At 62.9% G+C, this 16,406-nt stretch carries 16 protein-coding genes and 1 pseudogene; 12 read left to right on the top strand and 5 right to left on the bottom strand.

Going from position 1 to position 16,406, the window contains the following annotated elements; translation table 11 throughout:
• Nucleotides 1–11: 11 nt before the first annotated feature.
• The 9 genes from M1247_RS14650 to M1247_RS14690 are packed head-to-tail and all read left to right on the top strand — an operon-like array spanning nucleotide 12 to nucleotide 8,247.
• A complete protein-coding gene (locus tag M1247_RS14650) occupies nucleotides 12–539 on the top strand; it encodes a (2Fe-2S)-binding protein (RefSeq protein WP_317157079.1) in 528 nt (175 codons plus the stop codon).
• Complete coding sequence (locus tag M1247_RS14655) at nucleotides 539–1,924, top strand: xanthine dehydrogenase family protein molybdopterin-binding subunit (protein WP_317157080.1); 1,386 nt, start codon at nucleotides 539–541, stop codon at nucleotides 1,922–1,924. Before M1247_RS14650 ends, M1247_RS14655 begins: the two co-directional genes overlap by 1 nt.
• Nucleotides 1,921–2,937 (top strand): xanthine dehydrogenase family protein molybdopterin-binding subunit, encoded by a 1,017-nt coding sequence (locus M1247_RS14660; RefSeq protein ID WP_317157081.1) that lies wholly within the window; start codon nucleotides 1,921–1,923, stop codon nucleotides 2,935–2,937. The genes M1247_RS14655 and M1247_RS14660 overlap by 4 nt, the downstream gene beginning before the upstream one ends.
• Nucleotides 2,937–3,830 carry an AAA family ATPase gene (locus M1247_RS14665; RefSeq protein WP_317157082.1) on the top strand — a complete coding sequence of 298 codons (894 nt, stop codon included), beginning with the start codon at nucleotides 2,937–2,939 and terminating at the stop codon, nucleotides 3,828–3,830. The genes M1247_RS14660 and M1247_RS14665 overlap by 1 nt, the downstream gene beginning before the upstream one ends.
• Nucleotides 3,827–5,023 carry a vWA domain-containing protein gene (locus M1247_RS14670; RefSeq protein ID WP_317157083.1) on the top strand — a complete coding sequence of 399 codons (1,197 nt, stop codon included), beginning with the start codon at nucleotides 3,827–3,829 and terminating at the stop codon, nucleotides 5,021–5,023. Before M1247_RS14665 ends, M1247_RS14670 begins: the two co-directional genes overlap by 4 nt.
• A complete protein-coding gene (locus M1247_RS14675) occupies nucleotides 5,016–5,936 on the top strand; it encodes an amidohydrolase family protein (protein ID WP_317157084.1) in 921 nt (306 codons plus the stop codon). Before M1247_RS14670 ends, M1247_RS14675 begins: the two co-directional genes overlap by 8 nt.
• The gene (locus M1247_RS14680) at nucleotides 5,929–7,068 is read left to right on the top strand and encodes an XdhC family protein (protein WP_317157085.1); all 1,140 of its coding nucleotides are present in this window, start codon (nucleotides 5,929–5,931) and stop codon (nucleotides 7,066–7,068) included. Before M1247_RS14675 ends, M1247_RS14680 begins: the two co-directional genes overlap by 8 nt.
• The gene (locus tag M1247_RS14685) at nucleotides 7,013–7,918 is read left to right on the top strand and encodes a fumarylacetoacetate hydrolase family protein (protein ID WP_317157086.1); all 906 of its coding nucleotides are present in this window, start codon (nucleotides 7,013–7,015) and stop codon (nucleotides 7,916–7,918) included. Before M1247_RS14680 ends, M1247_RS14685 begins: the two co-directional genes overlap by 56 nt.
• 50 nt (nucleotides 7,919–7,968) lie before the next feature.
• Entirely contained in the window at nucleotides 7,969–8,247 is a 279-nt protein-coding gene (locus M1247_RS14690; RefSeq protein ID WP_317157087.1) for a YciI family protein, read from the top strand.
• 374 nt (nucleotides 8,248–8,621) lie between these two features.
• On the opposite strand, the gene M1247_RS14695 is transcribed toward M1247_RS14690, so the two are convergent.
• The 4 genes from M1247_RS14695 to M1247_RS14710 form a co-directional block, all read right to left on the bottom strand.
• Nucleotides 8,622–9,032 carry a DUF302 domain-containing protein gene (locus M1247_RS14695; protein ID WP_317157088.1) on the bottom strand — a complete coding sequence of 137 codons (411 nt, stop codon included), beginning with the start codon at nucleotides 9,030–9,032 and terminating at the stop codon, nucleotides 8,622–8,624.
• 32 nt (nucleotides 9,033–9,064) lie between these two features.
• Nucleotides 9,065–9,334 (bottom strand): metal-sensitive transcriptional regulator, encoded by a 270-nt coding sequence (locus M1247_RS14700; RefSeq protein ID WP_317157089.1) that lies wholly within the window; start codon nucleotides 9,332–9,334, stop codon nucleotides 9,065–9,067.
• A 63-nt stretch (nucleotides 9,335–9,397) separates the two neighbouring features.
• The gene (locus tag M1247_RS14705) at nucleotides 9,398–10,273 is read right to left on the bottom strand and encodes a sulfite exporter TauE/SafE family protein (RefSeq protein WP_317157090.1); all 876 of its coding nucleotides are present in this window, start codon (nucleotides 10,271–10,273) and stop codon (nucleotides 9,398–9,400) included.
• Between the two features lie 6 nt (nucleotides 10,274–10,279).
• Nucleotides 10,280–10,873, bottom strand: a complete 594-nt coding sequence (locus M1247_RS14710; protein ID WP_317157091.1) for a rhodanese-like domain-containing protein — start codon at nucleotides 10,871–10,873, stop codon at nucleotides 10,280–10,282.
• Between the two features lie 218 nt (nucleotides 10,874–11,091).
• Here M1247_RS14710 and M1247_RS14715 point away from each other — a divergent pair, with 218 nt between their 5' ends.
• From M1247_RS14715 to trxA, 3 genes and pseudogenes are all read left to right on the top strand, one after another.
• Nucleotides 11,092–12,471, top strand: a complete 1,380-nt coding sequence (locus M1247_RS14715) for an MBL fold metallo-hydrolase (RefSeq protein WP_317157092.1) — start codon at nucleotides 11,092–11,094, stop codon at nucleotides 12,469–12,471.
• Between the two features lie 24 nt (nucleotides 12,472–12,495).
• Nucleotides 12,496–13,694 (top strand): annotated as a pseudogene (locus M1247_RS14720) (NAD(P)/FAD-dependent oxidoreductase).
• Nucleotides 13,695–13,728: 34 nt separating this feature from the next.
• Nucleotides 13,729–14,100, top strand: coding sequence for a thioredoxin (trxA, locus tag M1247_RS14725; RefSeq protein ID WP_317157093.1), 372 nt, complete (start codon nucleotides 13,729–13,731; stop codon nucleotides 14,098–14,100).
• Between the two features lie 199 nt (nucleotides 14,101–14,299).
• Here the strand turns inward: trxA and M1247_RS14730 are convergent, their stop codons facing one another.
• Entirely contained in the window at nucleotides 14,300–15,601 is a 1,302-nt protein-coding gene (locus M1247_RS14730; RefSeq protein ID WP_317157094.1) for an acyltransferase family protein, read from the bottom strand.
• Nucleotides 15,602–16,406: the final 805 nt, after the last annotated feature.

Genomic DNA, 16,406 nt, shown 5'->3' on the forward strand with positions numbered 1-16,406 from the left:
GAGCAACGCCCATGACCGCACAGATCGTGAACCTCACGGTGAACGGCACACGAAAGACAATGATCGCGCAACCAGAGACCACACTTCTCAACGGGATTCGTGATTCGTTGGGGTTGATGGGCGCCAAACGAGGATGTGCGCAGGGCGCGTGCGGCTCATGCACCGTGCTGCTCGACGGCGAGCCCGTGGTGGCATGTCTCGTACCCGCGGTGACGGTGGACGGAGCCGCGGTGCAGACCATCGAGGGAATAGCCAAGGACGGTGAACTGAGCGATGTCCAGCAGGCGTTCCTGGACGGATTCGCCACCCAGTGCGGATTCTGTACACCGGGCATGATCCTCTCGGCCACGGCCCTGCTGGAACGCACCGACGACCCAACATCCGCCGAGGTCATCGAGGCGATCAGCGGAAACGTCTGTCGCTGCACCGGGTATGAGCCGATAGTGTCGGCAATCCTGGAGGCGGCGGCCAAACATAGGCAGAACGGCGCCGCGCCAGTGTCCGAGAACCGCGCAGCCGGAGTCGAGGTGACGGCCTGATGCCCCGGGTCAATCCCATCGACGCCACCTACTTCAGCAATGGGCACCGGGACGATTTCACCGTGATCGGTACGACGGTGCAACGTTCGGACGCGCGCGGTCACGTGACGGGCAAAACTGTCTTCTTCGAGGACATGAGGCTGCCAGACATGGCATTCGTCAAGATCCATCGATCGTCACGCCACCATGCATTGGTCGACAACGTGGACGTATCAAGGGCTCTCGCGGTTCCCGGTGTCCAACGGGTGCTCACCCATCGAGACGTGCCGGCGAACTGGTACACCGTGCTGAGGCTCATCGGTGTGGAGCCCAACGATGAGCCGGTGCTCGCCGAGGACCGTGTTCTCTACGTCGGCGAACCGATCGTTGCGGTCGTGGCCGATTCGGAAGCGGCAGCGATCGAAGGCGCCGCACAGGTTGAGGTCGCCTACACAGATCTGCCGGCTGTGCTCGACGTCGAGGAGGCCCTGTCCGATGACGCGCCGATCATCAAGAAGAGCGGCACGAACCATTTCGTCTACGAAGGCCACCACGCCCGTCGAGTTCGCCTGGGTGATGTGGAGAAAGGTTTCGCCGGTGCTGACCGCGTCTACGAGTGGCGCTACAGCTCTGCCCCGATCGAACACGCGCCCACCGAGACCACGGGGTGCATCGTCATCCCGATGGGGGGCGGGCGGCTTCAGATCCATACGAACACGCAGGCTGCGTTCTTCACACTCGACAACACCGCGTTGATCTTGGAACGGCCGTTCACCGATCTACAGGTCAAGGGCGGCACGGTAGGCGGCGGATTCGGCGGCAAGGTCGACGTGATGGTCGAGCCGATCGCCTGCATCGCAGCGGCCCTGCTCGACCGACCGGTGAAGTTTGTCTACACCCGTGAGGAAGAGATGCAGGTGTCATCCACCCGTGCGGCCGAGCGGATCTACATCAAAGACGGCGTGATGAACGACGGCCGCATCATGGCGCGACAAGTCATGCTCTACGTGGATTCCGGTGCCTACTCTCGCCATTCGCCGTATGGGACCACGAAGGCGGCCGCGCATCTTCCGGGCCCGTACACGATTCCCAATGTCTACGCCGATTGTCATTGCGTGTACACGAACCGGACACCATCGAGCGCGATGCGCGGATTCGGGGTCACCATCGCCGATTTCGCCATCGAGTCGCAGATGGACCGGATTGCGCGGGATCTGAACATCGACCCCCTTCAGTTCCGTTTGATCAATGCCTACCGGGACGGCGATATGAAGGCGCATCGAAAGATCGCCTCCGGCACGGCGTTGATCGAGGTCATTCAACGTGCCGCCGATCTGGTGCACCACGAGCTACCCCCCGAGTACAGAGCCATGTCCTCATCGATTCCCAGGGAGACTCACCAGTGACACTCCTCAAGGGGCGCGGGTACGCCTCGGTCAATTACCCCACCGGGATGAACCTGGGAGGCGATCCCTCCCAGGCGCTCATCCACGCCACGACCATGGGCGGGTTCGTCATCAGCCTGTCGTCGGTCGATCTCGGACAAGGCCTCAAGACCATCACCGCGCAAGTGGCTGCCGAGACCCTGGGCATGCCTTATGACAGCGTCATTGTCGACACCGCGGACACCGATACCGGACCGCACTGCATGGGCACCTTCGCAAGTCGCGGAACCCACCGGGTGGGCAACGCGGTCATCATGGCGGCCCGCGAAGCGCGCGAGGTGATGCTGGCGGTGGCCGCCGAGGAACTGGAAGTCGATGCAGGCGATCTGGAGACGGACGGTACGGGCTACGTTCGGGTCAAGGGTGCTTCCGAGAAGAAGATCCACATTCAGGACATCGCGTTCGCGGCTCATTTCAAGCAAGGCAAGACCATCTCTGGACGCGGCATCTTCCTCAAGGAGAGGAGTTACCCGGTACCCGAGACCGGAGAGATGGACCCGGATTCGGAGCAGGCACACGCATGCACCGTCGCCGAGGTGGAGGTTGACGACGAGACCGGTGTGGTCGAGGTGCTGGCGCTGCACAATGCCTACGAGATCGGACGTGCGCTGAATCCTGCGATGGTCACTCAGCAGGTGGAAGGGGGCGCCTGGATGGGAATGTCCCACGCATTGTTCGAATCCACCGAACCCTATTACCCGGCGTCGCGCGAACATGGCCCGGTCGATTTCAGCCAGTACCTGATGCCCGGGCCTGCTGACACCCCGGTTCAAACCAGTGTGATCCTCGAACGGCCGGCCGAGACAGGGCCGTTCGGCGCGAAGGGTATCGGCGAGATGACCGCGAACGCGCCGATACCTGCGATCGCGAATGCGATTTTCGACGCCTGCGGTGTCCGATTGACCACGATGCCGTTCACGCCGGAGTCCGTGCTTCGTGGTCTCGACAGAATCCGCGAGGAGAAGGCTCTCTGATGCCCTCCGCCCCGGACGATCTCGACCAGGACGAGGTGCCTGGCTTCGGCGATATCGGACAGTCGTTGAGGGATCAGAATTATTTTGCGGATGAAGGACTTGTCACCGCGATCAGATTGGCGAGTGTGCTGGAGCGCCCGCTGCTCCTCGAGGGCGAGCCCGGGGTGGGTAAGACAGAGGTGGCCCGGGCGATGGCATCCATCCTGGGGACCGATCTGATTCGGCTGCAATGCTATGAGGGGCTCGATGCCTCGCAGGCGCTCTATGAGTGGGACTACCCGAAACAGCTCCTTTCCCTGCGGGCCGCAGAGGTGGACCACCGCACCGCGGGCACTCTCTACACCGACGAGTTCCTGTTGGAACGACCACTTCTCAAAGCGATCCGCACACCGCGCCGGTCGGTTCTGCTGATCGATGAGATCGACAGGGCGGACAGCGAGTTCGAAGCCTTCCTGCTCGAGTTCCTGGACCGCTTCGAGGTGACCATTCCCGAGATCGGCACGGTGACGGCAAGAAGATCACCGCTGGTGGTACTCACCTCGAACCGGACCAGAGAGTTACACGACGCCCTGAAGCGCCGCTGTCTGTACCACTGGATCCCGTTCCCCGAGCCCGACCGGGAACGCGCGATCATCGACGCCCAGGCGCCGGGACTCGGTGCGCGCAGCGCTGAGCAGTTGGTCGCTTCAGTCAACGTCATCCGCGGTCTGCGTCCGATGAAACGTCCTGGCATTGCCGAATCGATTGCGTGGGCCCGAGGATCACAGATCCTGTCGCGGGACGGGTCCGACTGGTTGGAAGCGATGCAACGGTCGTTGGGGCTGTTGGTCAAGCACGAGGAAGATCTCGCGCTGATCAATGATCATGCGGGCGAGGTGTTCGGTTTCGAATGACTGGCACATGGGCGGGGGAGGCGAAGGCCAGCGGTGCGCCGGCCTCCTGGATCGAGGAGCACCTCGCACGGTTTCTCCGGACGTTGCGCGAGTCGGGGTTGTCGGTCACTGCGCCCAAACAGCTCGATTTCCTGCGTGCCATCGAGTCGGTCGCGCCCACATCGGAGCGGGAGCTGTACTGGATCGGCCTGGCCACTCTGACCACCTCCCGTCGTGACGGCGAGATCTATGACCCGGTCTTCGCGCACTTCTTCCTTGCGTCGGATCTATCTGTCGGGCCCGAACCTGCCCTTGAACCCGAGCCAGAGCCCGAGCCCGAGGAACAACGTGCTCCCGGCTCAGGCGGAAGCAACGACTCGGAATTGTCAGATGCCGACGGGGATCAGGGGCTCGAAGCCAGCACAGCAGAACTTGGCCACCGGCGCGTTTTTGCGGCGACCAGCGCACACGACAGGGATGTCATGGATCGCATTGCGCGTGATCTGCCCGCGGCGATGCTGAAGACCCGTGCTCGCCGCCGTCGCGCCGGGCACCGTGGCCAGTGGGTAGACCTGAGACGGACGTACGCGCGATGCCGGCAGACGTATGGTGAAGTTGTTGCGCTGCACTGGAAACACCGGCCGATGCTGGAACGCCGCGTGCTACTGATGATCGACGTCTCCGGTTCGATGAAGCAGCAGTCGGCAGACTACCTGCGATTCGCGCACGTTCTGGTCGATGTCTGTGAACGCGGCGAGGTATTCACCTTCGGCACCCGGCTCACGCGCGTCACCAAGGCTCTGCAGACACCGGACGTCGATTCGGCGCTCGCCGCCCTGTCAACCATGGTGCTGGACGCCGACGGTGGCACCAGGATCGGTGACTCGTTGGTCGAGTTCCTCTCCAACGCACGGTTCGTCACCATGGCCCGCGACGCGGTGGTGATCATCATTTCGGACGGACTCGAGCGGGGCGATTGCCGACCGATGTCCGAATCCGTCGCGCGTTTGCGACTGCTCGGTCATCGCCTGTACTGGTGGAGCCCGCTCGCTTGTGACCCGTCATATCGTCCGATCACTCGTGGCATGGCTGCCTGCTGCGCGCACATCGACATGATCTCCGGAGTCGATGACCTGGAATCCACTCACCGCCGGATCAGCGAGGGACTCGGTGGCTCCGGCACCCGCACAGCGAGGGAGCATTCGCATGTCTGAACGTGAACAGTATTCCGGCGAGATCGTCGATTGCCACCACCATGTCTGGCGGCGCGACGACATGGAGTGGCTCTCCGGCCCGATGGTTCCGCGCATCTTCGGTCCCTACGAGCCGATCCGGCGCGACTACCTGATCGCCGAGTTCACCGAAGACGCGGTTTCGGCCGGCATCGGCGCATCGGTGTACGTGCAGCCCAATTGGCCGCTCGATCAGGTTCTCGAGGAAGTGGAGTGGATCAACGGGCTGAATCGAATGAGTGGATGGCCGATGGCGATGATCGGATCCGCTGACTTGTTCTCGGACAAGGCGGTTGACGTGATGCGTCAGCAGAAGGAGGCCAGCCCTCTGTTGCGTGGCACGCGATTGCAGCTCCATTGGCACGAGCGCGAGGAGTTCAGATTCGCATCGTCGCCAGATTGTGTGAAGGACAAGATATTTCGAGAGAACATCGCCGCGCTCGCCGAGCTTGGGTGGTTGTTCGAACTGCAGGTGTTTCCGGACCAGATGGCTGATGCTGCGGAGTTGGTGGCCGAGAATCCAGACGTCACGTTCGTACTCGTGCACGCGGGAATGCTCATCGGTCGCGAACCACACGAGGTCGAACGATGGCGAGCGGGAATGCGCCGGTTGGCCGAGTTCCCGAACGTCGTCGTCAAGCTGACCGGACAGGGTACGTTCGTGCACTGCGTCGACGTGGACCTGCTCACATTTGTCGCCCGTGAGGTGATTGCCATGTTCGGTGCGGAGCGCGCGATGTTCGGCACGAACTTTCCGGTAGAGAAGATCTGGACCACGATGCCGGAACTCGTGAGCGCGTGGAAGACCGCGCTGTCGGGGTTTTCCTCCGCCGAGCAGGCAGCGATATTCGCGGGCAACGCGCGACGGGTATACGGGTTGGGCGCCGATGCGTGACATTCTTTCCGAAATCGGGACGTGGCACTCGTCGAGCGTCGCGTTCGCGATGGGCACCGTGGTCGGTACCTGGAGTTCAGCGCCCCGTCAGCCCGGCGCATCAATGGCGGTGAATGCCGACGGTGTTGTCGTGGGTAGTGTTTCGGGCGGTTGCGTCGAGGGTGCGGTCTACGAAGAGTGCTTGGATGCGCTGGCGACGGGACAGCCCAGACTTGTGCGCTACGGAGTGTCCGACGATGACGCCCTCGCTGTCGGGCTCACCTGCGGCGGGATTCTCGATGTGTTCGTACAGCCGATGGGCCCGCAGGCGTTCTCCTTCCTCGACCGACTGACAGCAGCTGTTCAGGCACACGAACCGGTCGCGATCGCGACGATCGTCGACGGTGACGGAGCAGGCGCGAACGTCATGCTCACTGCGACCGAGGTCGCAGGCGCGTTGCCCGTTTCCGGTCTGCACGATGCGGTGGTGAGCGCGGCCCGGGGAATGCTCGAGCGGGGAGTCACCGGCAGGGTGACGACCGGATGCCACGGTGAGCGTCGAATGGATGACGTCACAACTTTTGTCGAATCCTTCGCACCGCCGCCGCGATTACTTGTGTTCGGCGCCATCGACTTTGCTTCCGCTGTTGCCAGGATCGGAAAGTTCCTCGGCTATCACGTCACCGTGTGTGATGCCCGTCCCGTATTCGCGACAAAGGCCCGGTTTCCCGATGCCGACGAAGTCGTTGTCGAGTGGCCGCACCGTTATCTTGCGAAGTGCCGAGTCGACGAACGAACCACGATATGTGTGCTCACCCACGATCCGAAATTCGATGTGCCCCTGTTGTTGGAGGCGCTCAACACACGTGCGGGCTACATCGGGGCAATGGGGAGCCGGCGCACACACCGGGATCGCCTGCGTTGCCTCGCGGACGAGGGCGTCAGCCCTGAGGTACTGAGTCGGCTGCGTTCGCCCATCGGCCTTGACCTCGGTGCCCGCACACCGGAAGAAACAGCGGTATCCATTGCCGCCGAATGGATTGCAAAGGTATGGGGTGGCACAGGCGCTTCATTGAGCGCGGTCGCCACGCCCATCCATGAAGAAGGCGGACATGCACATGCGGCCGCTGAAACATCACAGAAAGTGCCATGACATGGAATTCCTTCGACTAGGACCACCGGGCCAGGAGCAGCCTGCTGTACGCGACCGTGGTGTCGTCCTCGATCTACGACCCATCACCAACGACATCGATGGCAGTTTCCTGGCGCGCCAGGGCATCGAACGGACCCGAGCGGCCATCGACGACGGCACTCTGAGCCCCTTGGCGGACGCCACGTCAATGCGGAGAGGTGCCCCCGTCGCGCGGCCATCGGCGGTGGTGTGCATCGGCCAGAACTACGCTGCTCATGCCGCCGAATCTGGCAGCGAGCCCCCGGAGATCCCCATCGTGTTCTTCAAGCATCCGAGCTGCCTCATCGGCCCGGACGATCAAGTGGTGCTGCCCCGAGACAGCGCAATGAGCGATTGGGAGGCTGAACTCGTCGCGGTGATCGGCAAGCGCGCCGAGAAGATCGACTCGGCGGCAACCGCTTTGGAGTATGTAGCCGGTTACACTGTCGGCAACGACGTTTCAGAACGTCAATGGCAGTTCGATGATCCCGGCGGCCAATGGGGAATCGGCAAGAGCTTTCCCACTTTCGGGCCACTGGGACCGTCATTGGTGGTCGGTGACATCGACCCGTCCGCGCTTGCCATCAGCTCACGGGTCAACGGCGAGACGCGCCAGGACTCGAACACCAAAGACATGATTTTTTCGGTTGCGTACCTCGTCTGGTATCTGTCGCAAGCGATGACATTAGAGCCCGGCGACCTGATGTTCACCGGCACACCGGAAGGCGTTGCGTTGTCCGGGCGCTTTCCCTACCTGCGCGGTGGCGATCAGATCGAGATCGAGATCGAGGGTCTGGGCCTTCAATGCCAGACCGTCGTGCAGAACGGCTGAACCTTTCGGTTCAGCAGAAATCCATCAACCCACATCAAGGAGAGATCGTCATGCCCCAGTTCATCTACACCTACGGCTACAACGACACCCCACTGCGCGCCGAACGCCGCGGCGACCATGTGGCACACCTCAACGAACTCGTCGCAGCGGGATCGGTCCTCGCGGCAGGCCCGCTCGCCGATCTCACCGGTGGAGTCATCATCTTTTCGGCAGACGACGAGGCGGCCGCCCAGAAGCTGGTCGAGAAGGACCCGTACACGCAACTGGATGTGACCAAAGACCGCGAACTACGCGAGTGGAAGGTCACAGTGGGGCCGCTCGCCGGCTGAGGCGTGCGGCAGCTGGGGGCGTGTCTGACATAGATGTCGGGTGCTATGTCTGAGGGTTAGATTATGTCGCGGTTCAATGGACACCTGGCCGATCGGCTCAGCGATGCGGGCCACCCTGTCCTCGCGATTGGCTTCGATCCGCACCAGGTGATCAGCGTCATGCCGGTGCTGCAAGCCAATCTGACTCTCCGGCATGGTATTCGGCTTCATGGATGGGACGGCACCATCGCTGTGACCGCCAATACCTGTCGCAATGCCGAGCGTTCGCGCACCTTCGGGGTCTACAACATGTTCGTGTCGTTCTCCACGGCGGCTCGTGCGACGTTGAATGTGCTACCTGAGCTGCTTATCGAAGATGACTGCGCTGCGGGTAGTCATCGGCCGTCGGAGTTCAACGCGTCGAGTGCAGCGCGTAGTTTGGCCGCTGCTTCGTCGGCGACCGCGCGCAGTCCCGGTCGATCCGAAACCTGGACCATGACCTGCGGATCCATCGCGTCGATGATCACCGCGCCACCACCGGCGGTGGTGTCGGCGCGCACGGTCACGTTGCAGGGCAATAACAGACCGATCTGGCGGTCGGCGTTCACTGCGCGGTGTGCCAACGGCGGATTGCACGCGCCAAGGATCAGGTAGTCCTCCATGTCCTCATCGAGCTTGGTCTTTAGGGTGGCCTTCATGTCAATCTCGGTGAGTATCCCGAAACCTTGGTCTGCCAATGCCTGTCGGGTCCGGGTGACCGCTTCCTCAAACGTGGTGTGCAACGTCGTCGACAGTGCGTAACCCATGGTTTCTCCTGCTTCCTGTAGTTGCGATCTGATCAAGCCAATGCCATGAACAACTTCTCGAGTTCGGATTCGGACATTGGTTGCTTGCCATCTTGGGTCTCGCCCGTCAGGCATTCCCGCATGCCGGTCGCGACGATCTTGAAGCCAGCCCTATCCAGTGCGCGAGATACGGCGGCGAGCTGCGTCACGACGTCCTTGCACTCCCGACCTTGTTCGATCATCGAGATCACCCCGGCCAGCTGTCCCTGGGCCCTGCGCAGCCTGTTGAGTACCGCGGCGATTGCGTCTTCGTCACCAACCATGGGTTTTGCTCCTCTGTACCGATGTTATCGCCATGGTACCCGTGGGGGTATTCCGGGTGGTCATCAAACGGTGGCTGGTCCGGAGGCCGCAGCCCCGACGAGACGATGTAGGGGACAGTGTGCGTACCGAGTGCACGCGACGGTTGCGGCCGCGGCGATCGCGGTGAGCGCCGCGGCCGCAATTCCGACGATCGGGTGGATCTCCTTTGCCAGAATGACCGAGGACATGGCGAGCACGAACCAGCCAAACACTTTTCGCAACGCGGCGGGGTCAATTCTGGCCGTCAGACGCACTCCGATGAGCGCTCCTACCGCGGCCGCAGCGGTGATCGCCCCTGCCGCCGCCCAGTCGATCGATGCGCTCGACAAGTGACCGGCAAGCCCCGCGAAAGAGTTCATCGAGATCACGCTCAACGCCGTGCCGACCGCGATCGGCATGGGCAACCCGCCGAGCAGTGCCAGGGCGGGTACGACCAGGAACCCGCCGCCGGCGCCGACCAGACCGGTCACAAGGCCGACCACCAGGCCCTCGGCAATGATTTTCGGCACCGGGAGGTGAAGTCCGCCGTCGGTGGTGTCGACGTTCTTGCGTCCGCGCAGCATGGCGACGGCGGTGGCGATCATCATGATGGCGAATCCGATCAGCAGGACCGTGCCTGGAATGAACTGGGCCAGTAGACCGCCGCCGTAGGCGCCGACCATGCCGGCCCCACCGAAGACCAGGCCGGTGCGCCATTGCACCCGGCCGGCACGTGCGTGCGATATCGCGCCGATCGCACTGGTGACCCCGACGACCAGCAATGATGTTGCGATGGCTTGCTTGGCGTCCATTCCAGCCACGTAGGCCAGGAGCGGGACGGTCAGGATCGATCCACCGCCACCGAGCAACCCCAGTGCTATGCCGACGAATACGGCCAAGCCGATGGTGAGCGCAATCATGATCCGCTAGCTCGCTTTCTGACCCGATTGGGTGGCACCGATGAGCTGGGACACGATGGTCTGCGCGTCGCAGCTGGCGCCGCGGTTGTACGGGAGCCTGGATAGCGCCATGCCCATCGCGCAGGTATTGGTGAGCGACGCGAAGGTGAGTCCGCCGCCGATCGTTGCGGCCACCCACTTGAACCTGGGCACGGCGACGCTGGCCAGGATGCTGGACAGTACGACTGAGCCGGCGACCAGGCGGACCTGACGCTCGAGGTCCCAGCGCTGTGCGCCGCTGTTGACCGCGAAGCCCTCGGCTTCCCAGGCGGTGATGCCGCCGTCGAGGATGTGCACATTGGTCAGCCCGGCGTTGCGCAGCGTCTCCTCGGCCTGCGCGGCGCGCTGGCCCGAACGGCAGACCAGGACGACGTCCTCGTCGAGATGTTTGATGATCTCGTCGCGGTGCTCGCGCAGCAGATCCAATGGCACGTTGTACGCCCCGGCGATGTGGGTGGTCTCGAACTCGCCCGGGGTCCGGACATCGAGCACCCGGGGCGGTGCGGACGATCCGAGCAAGTCGCGCAGGTTCTGTGAGCCGATGGTGGCGGGTGCGGTCATGGCGATGAGAGTCCTTCCAGTAGGTGCAGCGGTGACGAAAGCCTCTATGGCGCCGATACCGTAGGGGGTATGTTCAAGTGACAGGATATGCATACCCCCATGGGTATTGTCAAGTATGGAATAGAATACCCCTATGGGTAACTTGACATACCCATAGGGGTATATGCACTCTGTACGAGAGAGTCCATATCCACCCGCCCAATGAGAGGACTTGCGAGATGAAATTCACCCAGTACTACTTGGACTGCCTGTCTCATGCGTCGTATCTGATTGCTGACGAAACCACCGGCCGCGCAGTAGTTGTCGACCCACAGCGTGATGTGGCCGAGTATCTTGCCGATGCCAGGCAGTTCGGCTATACGATCGAACTCGTCATCGAGACCCACTTCCACGCCGACTTCCTGTCCGGCCACCTGGAGCTGGCCAACGCAACGGGCGCGAAGATCGTGTACTCGTCGGTCGCCGAGACCGAGTTCGAGTCGGTGGGCGTCGCCGACGGCGAACGCTATTTGCTGGGGGAGGTGACGCTGGAGTTCCGCCACACGCCGGGACACACGCCGGAGTCGATGAGCATCGTGGTGTACGAGCACCCCGGTGACGAGATCCCCTATGGTGTGCTGACCGGCGATGCGTTGTTCATCGGTGACGTCGGCCGGCCCGACCTTTTGGCCTCGATCGGCTTCACCCGCGAGGAGCTGGCCGACAAGCTCTACGACTCGTTGCACAACAAGTTGATGACTTTGCCCGACGCCACCCGGGTATTCCCGGCGCACGGCGCCGGTTCGGCCTGCGGCAAGAATCTGTCCACCGACCTGTGGTCGACCATGGGGGAGCAGAAGGAGACGAACTACGCCCTGCGCGTTGCCGACAAAGCTACGTTCATGCAGCTGGTCACCGAGGGGCAGCCACCCGCACCCGGCTACTTCGTCTACGACGCGATCCTCAACCGCAAGGACCGTGAGCTGCTGGACGAGACCAAGATGCCGACGGCGATGACCTACGGCCAGGTCCTTGACGCCATCGCTGCGGGCGCTGTTCTGGTTGACGGGCGCGGCCTCGAGGAGTTCGCCCTGGGGCACCTGCGTGACGCGATCAACATCGGTTTGGACGGCCGTTACGCCGAGTTCGCCGGCTCGGTGCTCGCGTCCGATTTCGACATCGTGCTCTTCACCGAGCCGGGTCACGAACTGGAGGGCAAGAACCGGCTCGCCCGCATCGGCTTCGACCGTGTGATCGGCTACCTGGACAAGCCTTTCGAGGTGATGCTGGCTCACCGTGACGACGTTCAGGGCGCGTCCCGACTGACTGCGAAGGCATTCGACCAGCGCGCTGCCGAGCTGGCCGACCTGCAGATCGTCGACGTGCGCAACCCGGGCGAGGTCGCCGCAGGCACCATCCCGAACGCGATCACCATCCCGGTCGGTCAGCTACCCAGCCGGCTTGGCGAGCTGGATCCCGTCAAGCCGACCGTCGTGTACTGCGCCGGGGGTTACCGGTCCTCGGTGGCTGCGAGTCTGCTGCGGCACAACGGATTCGCCGATGTCAGCGACATCCTGGGCGGTTACGGCGCCTGGGATGAAGCTCGCCAGAGCGCTTGAGTGACAGGACAATAGGAGACATCAATGAAAACCCCGAAGCACCAGATCCTCATCGTTGGCGGCGGGACGGCCGGCATCTCGGTCGCCGCTCGTCTGATGCGCAACGGCTTCTCTGACGTCGCAGTCATCGAGCCGTCCGGCATGCATTACTACCAGCCGCTGTGGACCCTGGTCGGCGGTGGCCAGGCCAAGGCGTCGACGACCGCCAGGCCTGAGGCGTCGGTTATGCCCAAGGGAGTGACGTGGATCAGGGCTGCGGCGACTGCCGTTGACCCGGACAATAACACGGTCACCTGCGCCGACGGAGCCAGTTACGGGTACGAGGTACTCGTCGTCTGCCCTGGCATCCAGCTGGACTGGAATCGCACCGAGGGGCTACAGGACGCACTCGGCAAGAACGGGGTGTCGTCGAACTACCGGTTCGACCTTGCCCCCGGACATGGGAGTTCATCCGCGACATGCGTTCGGGTAGTGCGGTGTTCATGATGCCGTCGGGCCCGATCAAGTGCGCGGGAGCGCCGCAGAAGATCGCGTACCTGGCCAGCGACTACTGGCGCAAGCAGGGCGTGCTGTCCGACATCGACGTTCACCTGGTGGTACCGACGCCACGTCTGTTCGGGATACCGGCGATCGCGGACAATCTCGACACTGTCGCTGCCGGTTACGGCATCAAAGTACACACCAACGCTGAGGTGACCTCTGTGGACATAGCGTCACACAAGGTCGGGGTGACGGGTGTCGGGGAGGCCGGATCCGACACCATGCTGTCCTACGACGTGCTGCACGCCGTGCCGCGCCAGTCAGCGCCGGACTGGGTCAAGTCCAGCCCGCTGTCGGCCGGTGACGCCAATGGATACGTCGAGATCGACAAGCACACCCTGCAGCACGTGCGATACCCGAACGTGTTCAGCCTCGGCGACGCCGGGTCGTCACCGAATTCCAAGACTGGTGCCGCGATCCGCAAGCAGGCCCCGGTCCTGGTCGACAACATCAAATCGTTCCTCAAGGGCCGACCGTTGGGCGGCGTATACAACGGATACGGCTCGTGCCCAATCATCACGTCTTCACACGCGATGCTGTTGGCCGAGTTCGACTACGACCTCAATCTCACACCGTCGTTCCCGGTGATGGACCCGACCAAACCACACCGTGGCTACTGGTATCTCAAGAAGTATGGCCTGCCGTTCATGTACTGGAACCTGATGCTCAAAGGCTTGGCGTAGCAACTCAACTGTCACACAAAGGAAGGGCACCACAATGACCATCAAGAATCTGACCTACGATGACTTCGAGTCGACCATCACCGACAATCCGATTGTCCTCGTGGACTTCTGGGCGTCATGGTGTGGGCCATGCCGCGCCTTTGGCCCGATCTTCGAGAAGTCGTCACAGGGACACCCAGGTGTCGTGCACGCCAAGGTCGACACTCAGGCTGAACGTGATCTGGCCGCAACACTCGATATCCGGTCGATCCCGACGGTGATGGCCTTCAGGGAGGGCGTGCTGGTGTTCAGCCAGGCCGGAGCGATGCCGCCAGCTGCACTCGAGGACCTTATCAACCGGGTGAAAGCGCTCGACATGACAGAAGTTCGCGCCAAGATTGCGGCACGCAACGTCGCATCGGCATGACCGGGAGGACGGATTCGGACTGGTGCATCCGCGTTCTGGCGGAGCCATCGACCATGTCGGTGATCCGCGCCAGCGACCGAGCAGGTCGGCGGCCAGTTTCTCTGCCAACAGCGCAGAAGCGAGGTGTTTGTTGCCGCGCGCTATCGCTGCCCTGCGCTCGGCGACGACCCGGACATTCGCCAGCTGGTTGTTCGGGTCTTCAGAACCTCGTTCGGTCGCAGTTCGACTCGATCGTCATCATCGTCAGCCCGGCGATGAACAGCATCGACGTGAGCAGGGGAACGCTTGCATCGGGAGCGAATCCGTCGGCGGCTAACCTGGCCAACGCGATGGCCACCGCCGCAGAACCGGCGAATAAGGTCAGTTCGGTCCAGCACTGCGGAAGAGGCGAGGCGATCGAGGGCAATGGTGCGACGAAGAGCTTCCGTTTCCACCAGAGCAGGACGACTTCGGCGCCGGTCACGACTGACAGCACGACCAGCCATTCGATACGTGCGAGCCACCAGGCTCCGGTCCCGATCGTCGGCTGGGGCAGCAGCCCGGTGGGATAACCGATGAGGGTGACAACCACCACGGGCACCATGTGCCAGAGATAGAGCGCCATCACATTCTGGTTGGCGAGGGCTAGTGGGCGCTTCCATCGTGGCGCAGCCAAGGCGCGGTTCACCCCGGGGGCGACCGCCAGCACCAGACCCGCTTGTACTGCGCCGAACGCAAGCATTGCCAACGTTGGTGGGGATGTGTTTTGTACCGCAGCGCCAGGGACCCCGATCATGCTGACCGGGTAGGGCCCCCAGGCCACCAATCCCGCCAATGCTGCCGCGGCGAGGATGGCGAGCCTCAACGGTCGGAGCCCTATTAGTCTCGAACCCTGCCAGGCGATGCCAAGTTGGTAGATCGCTGCCCAACAGAATGCGTAGTTCAGCCAACCGACGTAAGGAACCCCGCCGCCGATCGCCACCGCGTCGATGACCGCCGTCGCGACAGCCAATGCGGCGGGCACGGCCAAACCCCAACGGTGGTCGGCATTCACCAACACCGGAGTGAGTGAGACGACGGCCATGAACACTGTGAGGAACCACAGGTGCATGCCAACGGCCCAACCACCGATCGACAGAGGTCCGCGAACCCCGACGCCCATTAGCACGATGACGACTGTGAAAACGAGCGCGACGTAAACAGCTGTCGGACCGACGATTCGGGCCAGGCGCCGCCGTAGCCACGCTTGGCGTGAGCCGCGAGATGAGTTGTGCCAACGGGTCCACGACACTGCGCTGGCATAGCCAGCCACCACGAAGAACACTGGGACCACCTGGAATGCCCAGGTCAGCCATTGAGTCCACGGTAGAGCGACAAGCGGGTCTTGCCTGCCAAACTGGCCATCGTGATATGTCAAAGTCGCGACGAGCCAATGTCCGAGTACGACGACGACGATTGCAACGACCCTGTAGAGGTCCATCGCCAAGTTGCGAACCGGCGTCCTCGTCGTTGAGTGATCCAATGATCTAGGTCCGTTCAGGTGTAGAGCGGGTCGCACAGGATCGGGCAGGTCATGAACCGGCCGCCCGCCACGGCCGCACCCCAGTTCGCTTGCATCAATGGGTAACCCGACATCGCCCCCCACGTCGAACCGGCGGCGATCTGTGACGGTAGGGCAAAGCGATCATCGATCCGACCACGATGGCCGTCAGGGATCTCAGTCCGAGACCCAACTTGCAGCCGTCCGGGCGGGTGGACGGCGGTGGCGCGATGAGTGTGTCGGACATCGCCGTCCCTCCGATTAGTGTCACTGTGGCGCGAGCCGACGCGCCGTATTCGACGGTATGGCCGCGCTTGGCAGTGGTGAGGGGCCTTTGGTCCCCGATCCCAGGCCGTAGGTCACCATCGCTGAGGGCGACATACCCGAGGTGCAATCAGGTCGGGTGCTCGGGGTACGAAGCCGTCGGGACAGTCTTGGCGGTCAGATCCGCCTTGCGCGATACCGCCGTGGGGGACCGGGTGCTGGTGTCGTGCATCAGTGCATGGGCGATGCCGCTAGTGCCGAAATGGATCTTACGGTCAGTGCCTAAGTGGTGGTGGTTGGCGCCTCGGGCGCCTTTACGTCATCGCTACCGCCACGTCTGCCTGTCGACTCGTCGACGAGTCGACAGGCGCGCCGGATATCGACGCAGCCGCGGAGGCAGTCGAACTCCCTGCGACGTTTGTGCCGAGACGTTCGAGCAGGCAATCGGCTTAGTGCGCCCGGGTGGCCGTATCGCGAACATCGGCATGCACGGCGCGCCCATCACACTGCACCTCAGGGAGAT

The organism is Mycobacterium appelbergii, assembly GCF_032883035.1.
In the GTDB taxonomy this organism is placed as follows: domain Bacteria; phylum Actinomycetota; class Actinomycetes; order Mycobacteriales; family Mycobacteriaceae; genus Mycobacterium; species Mycobacterium appelbergii.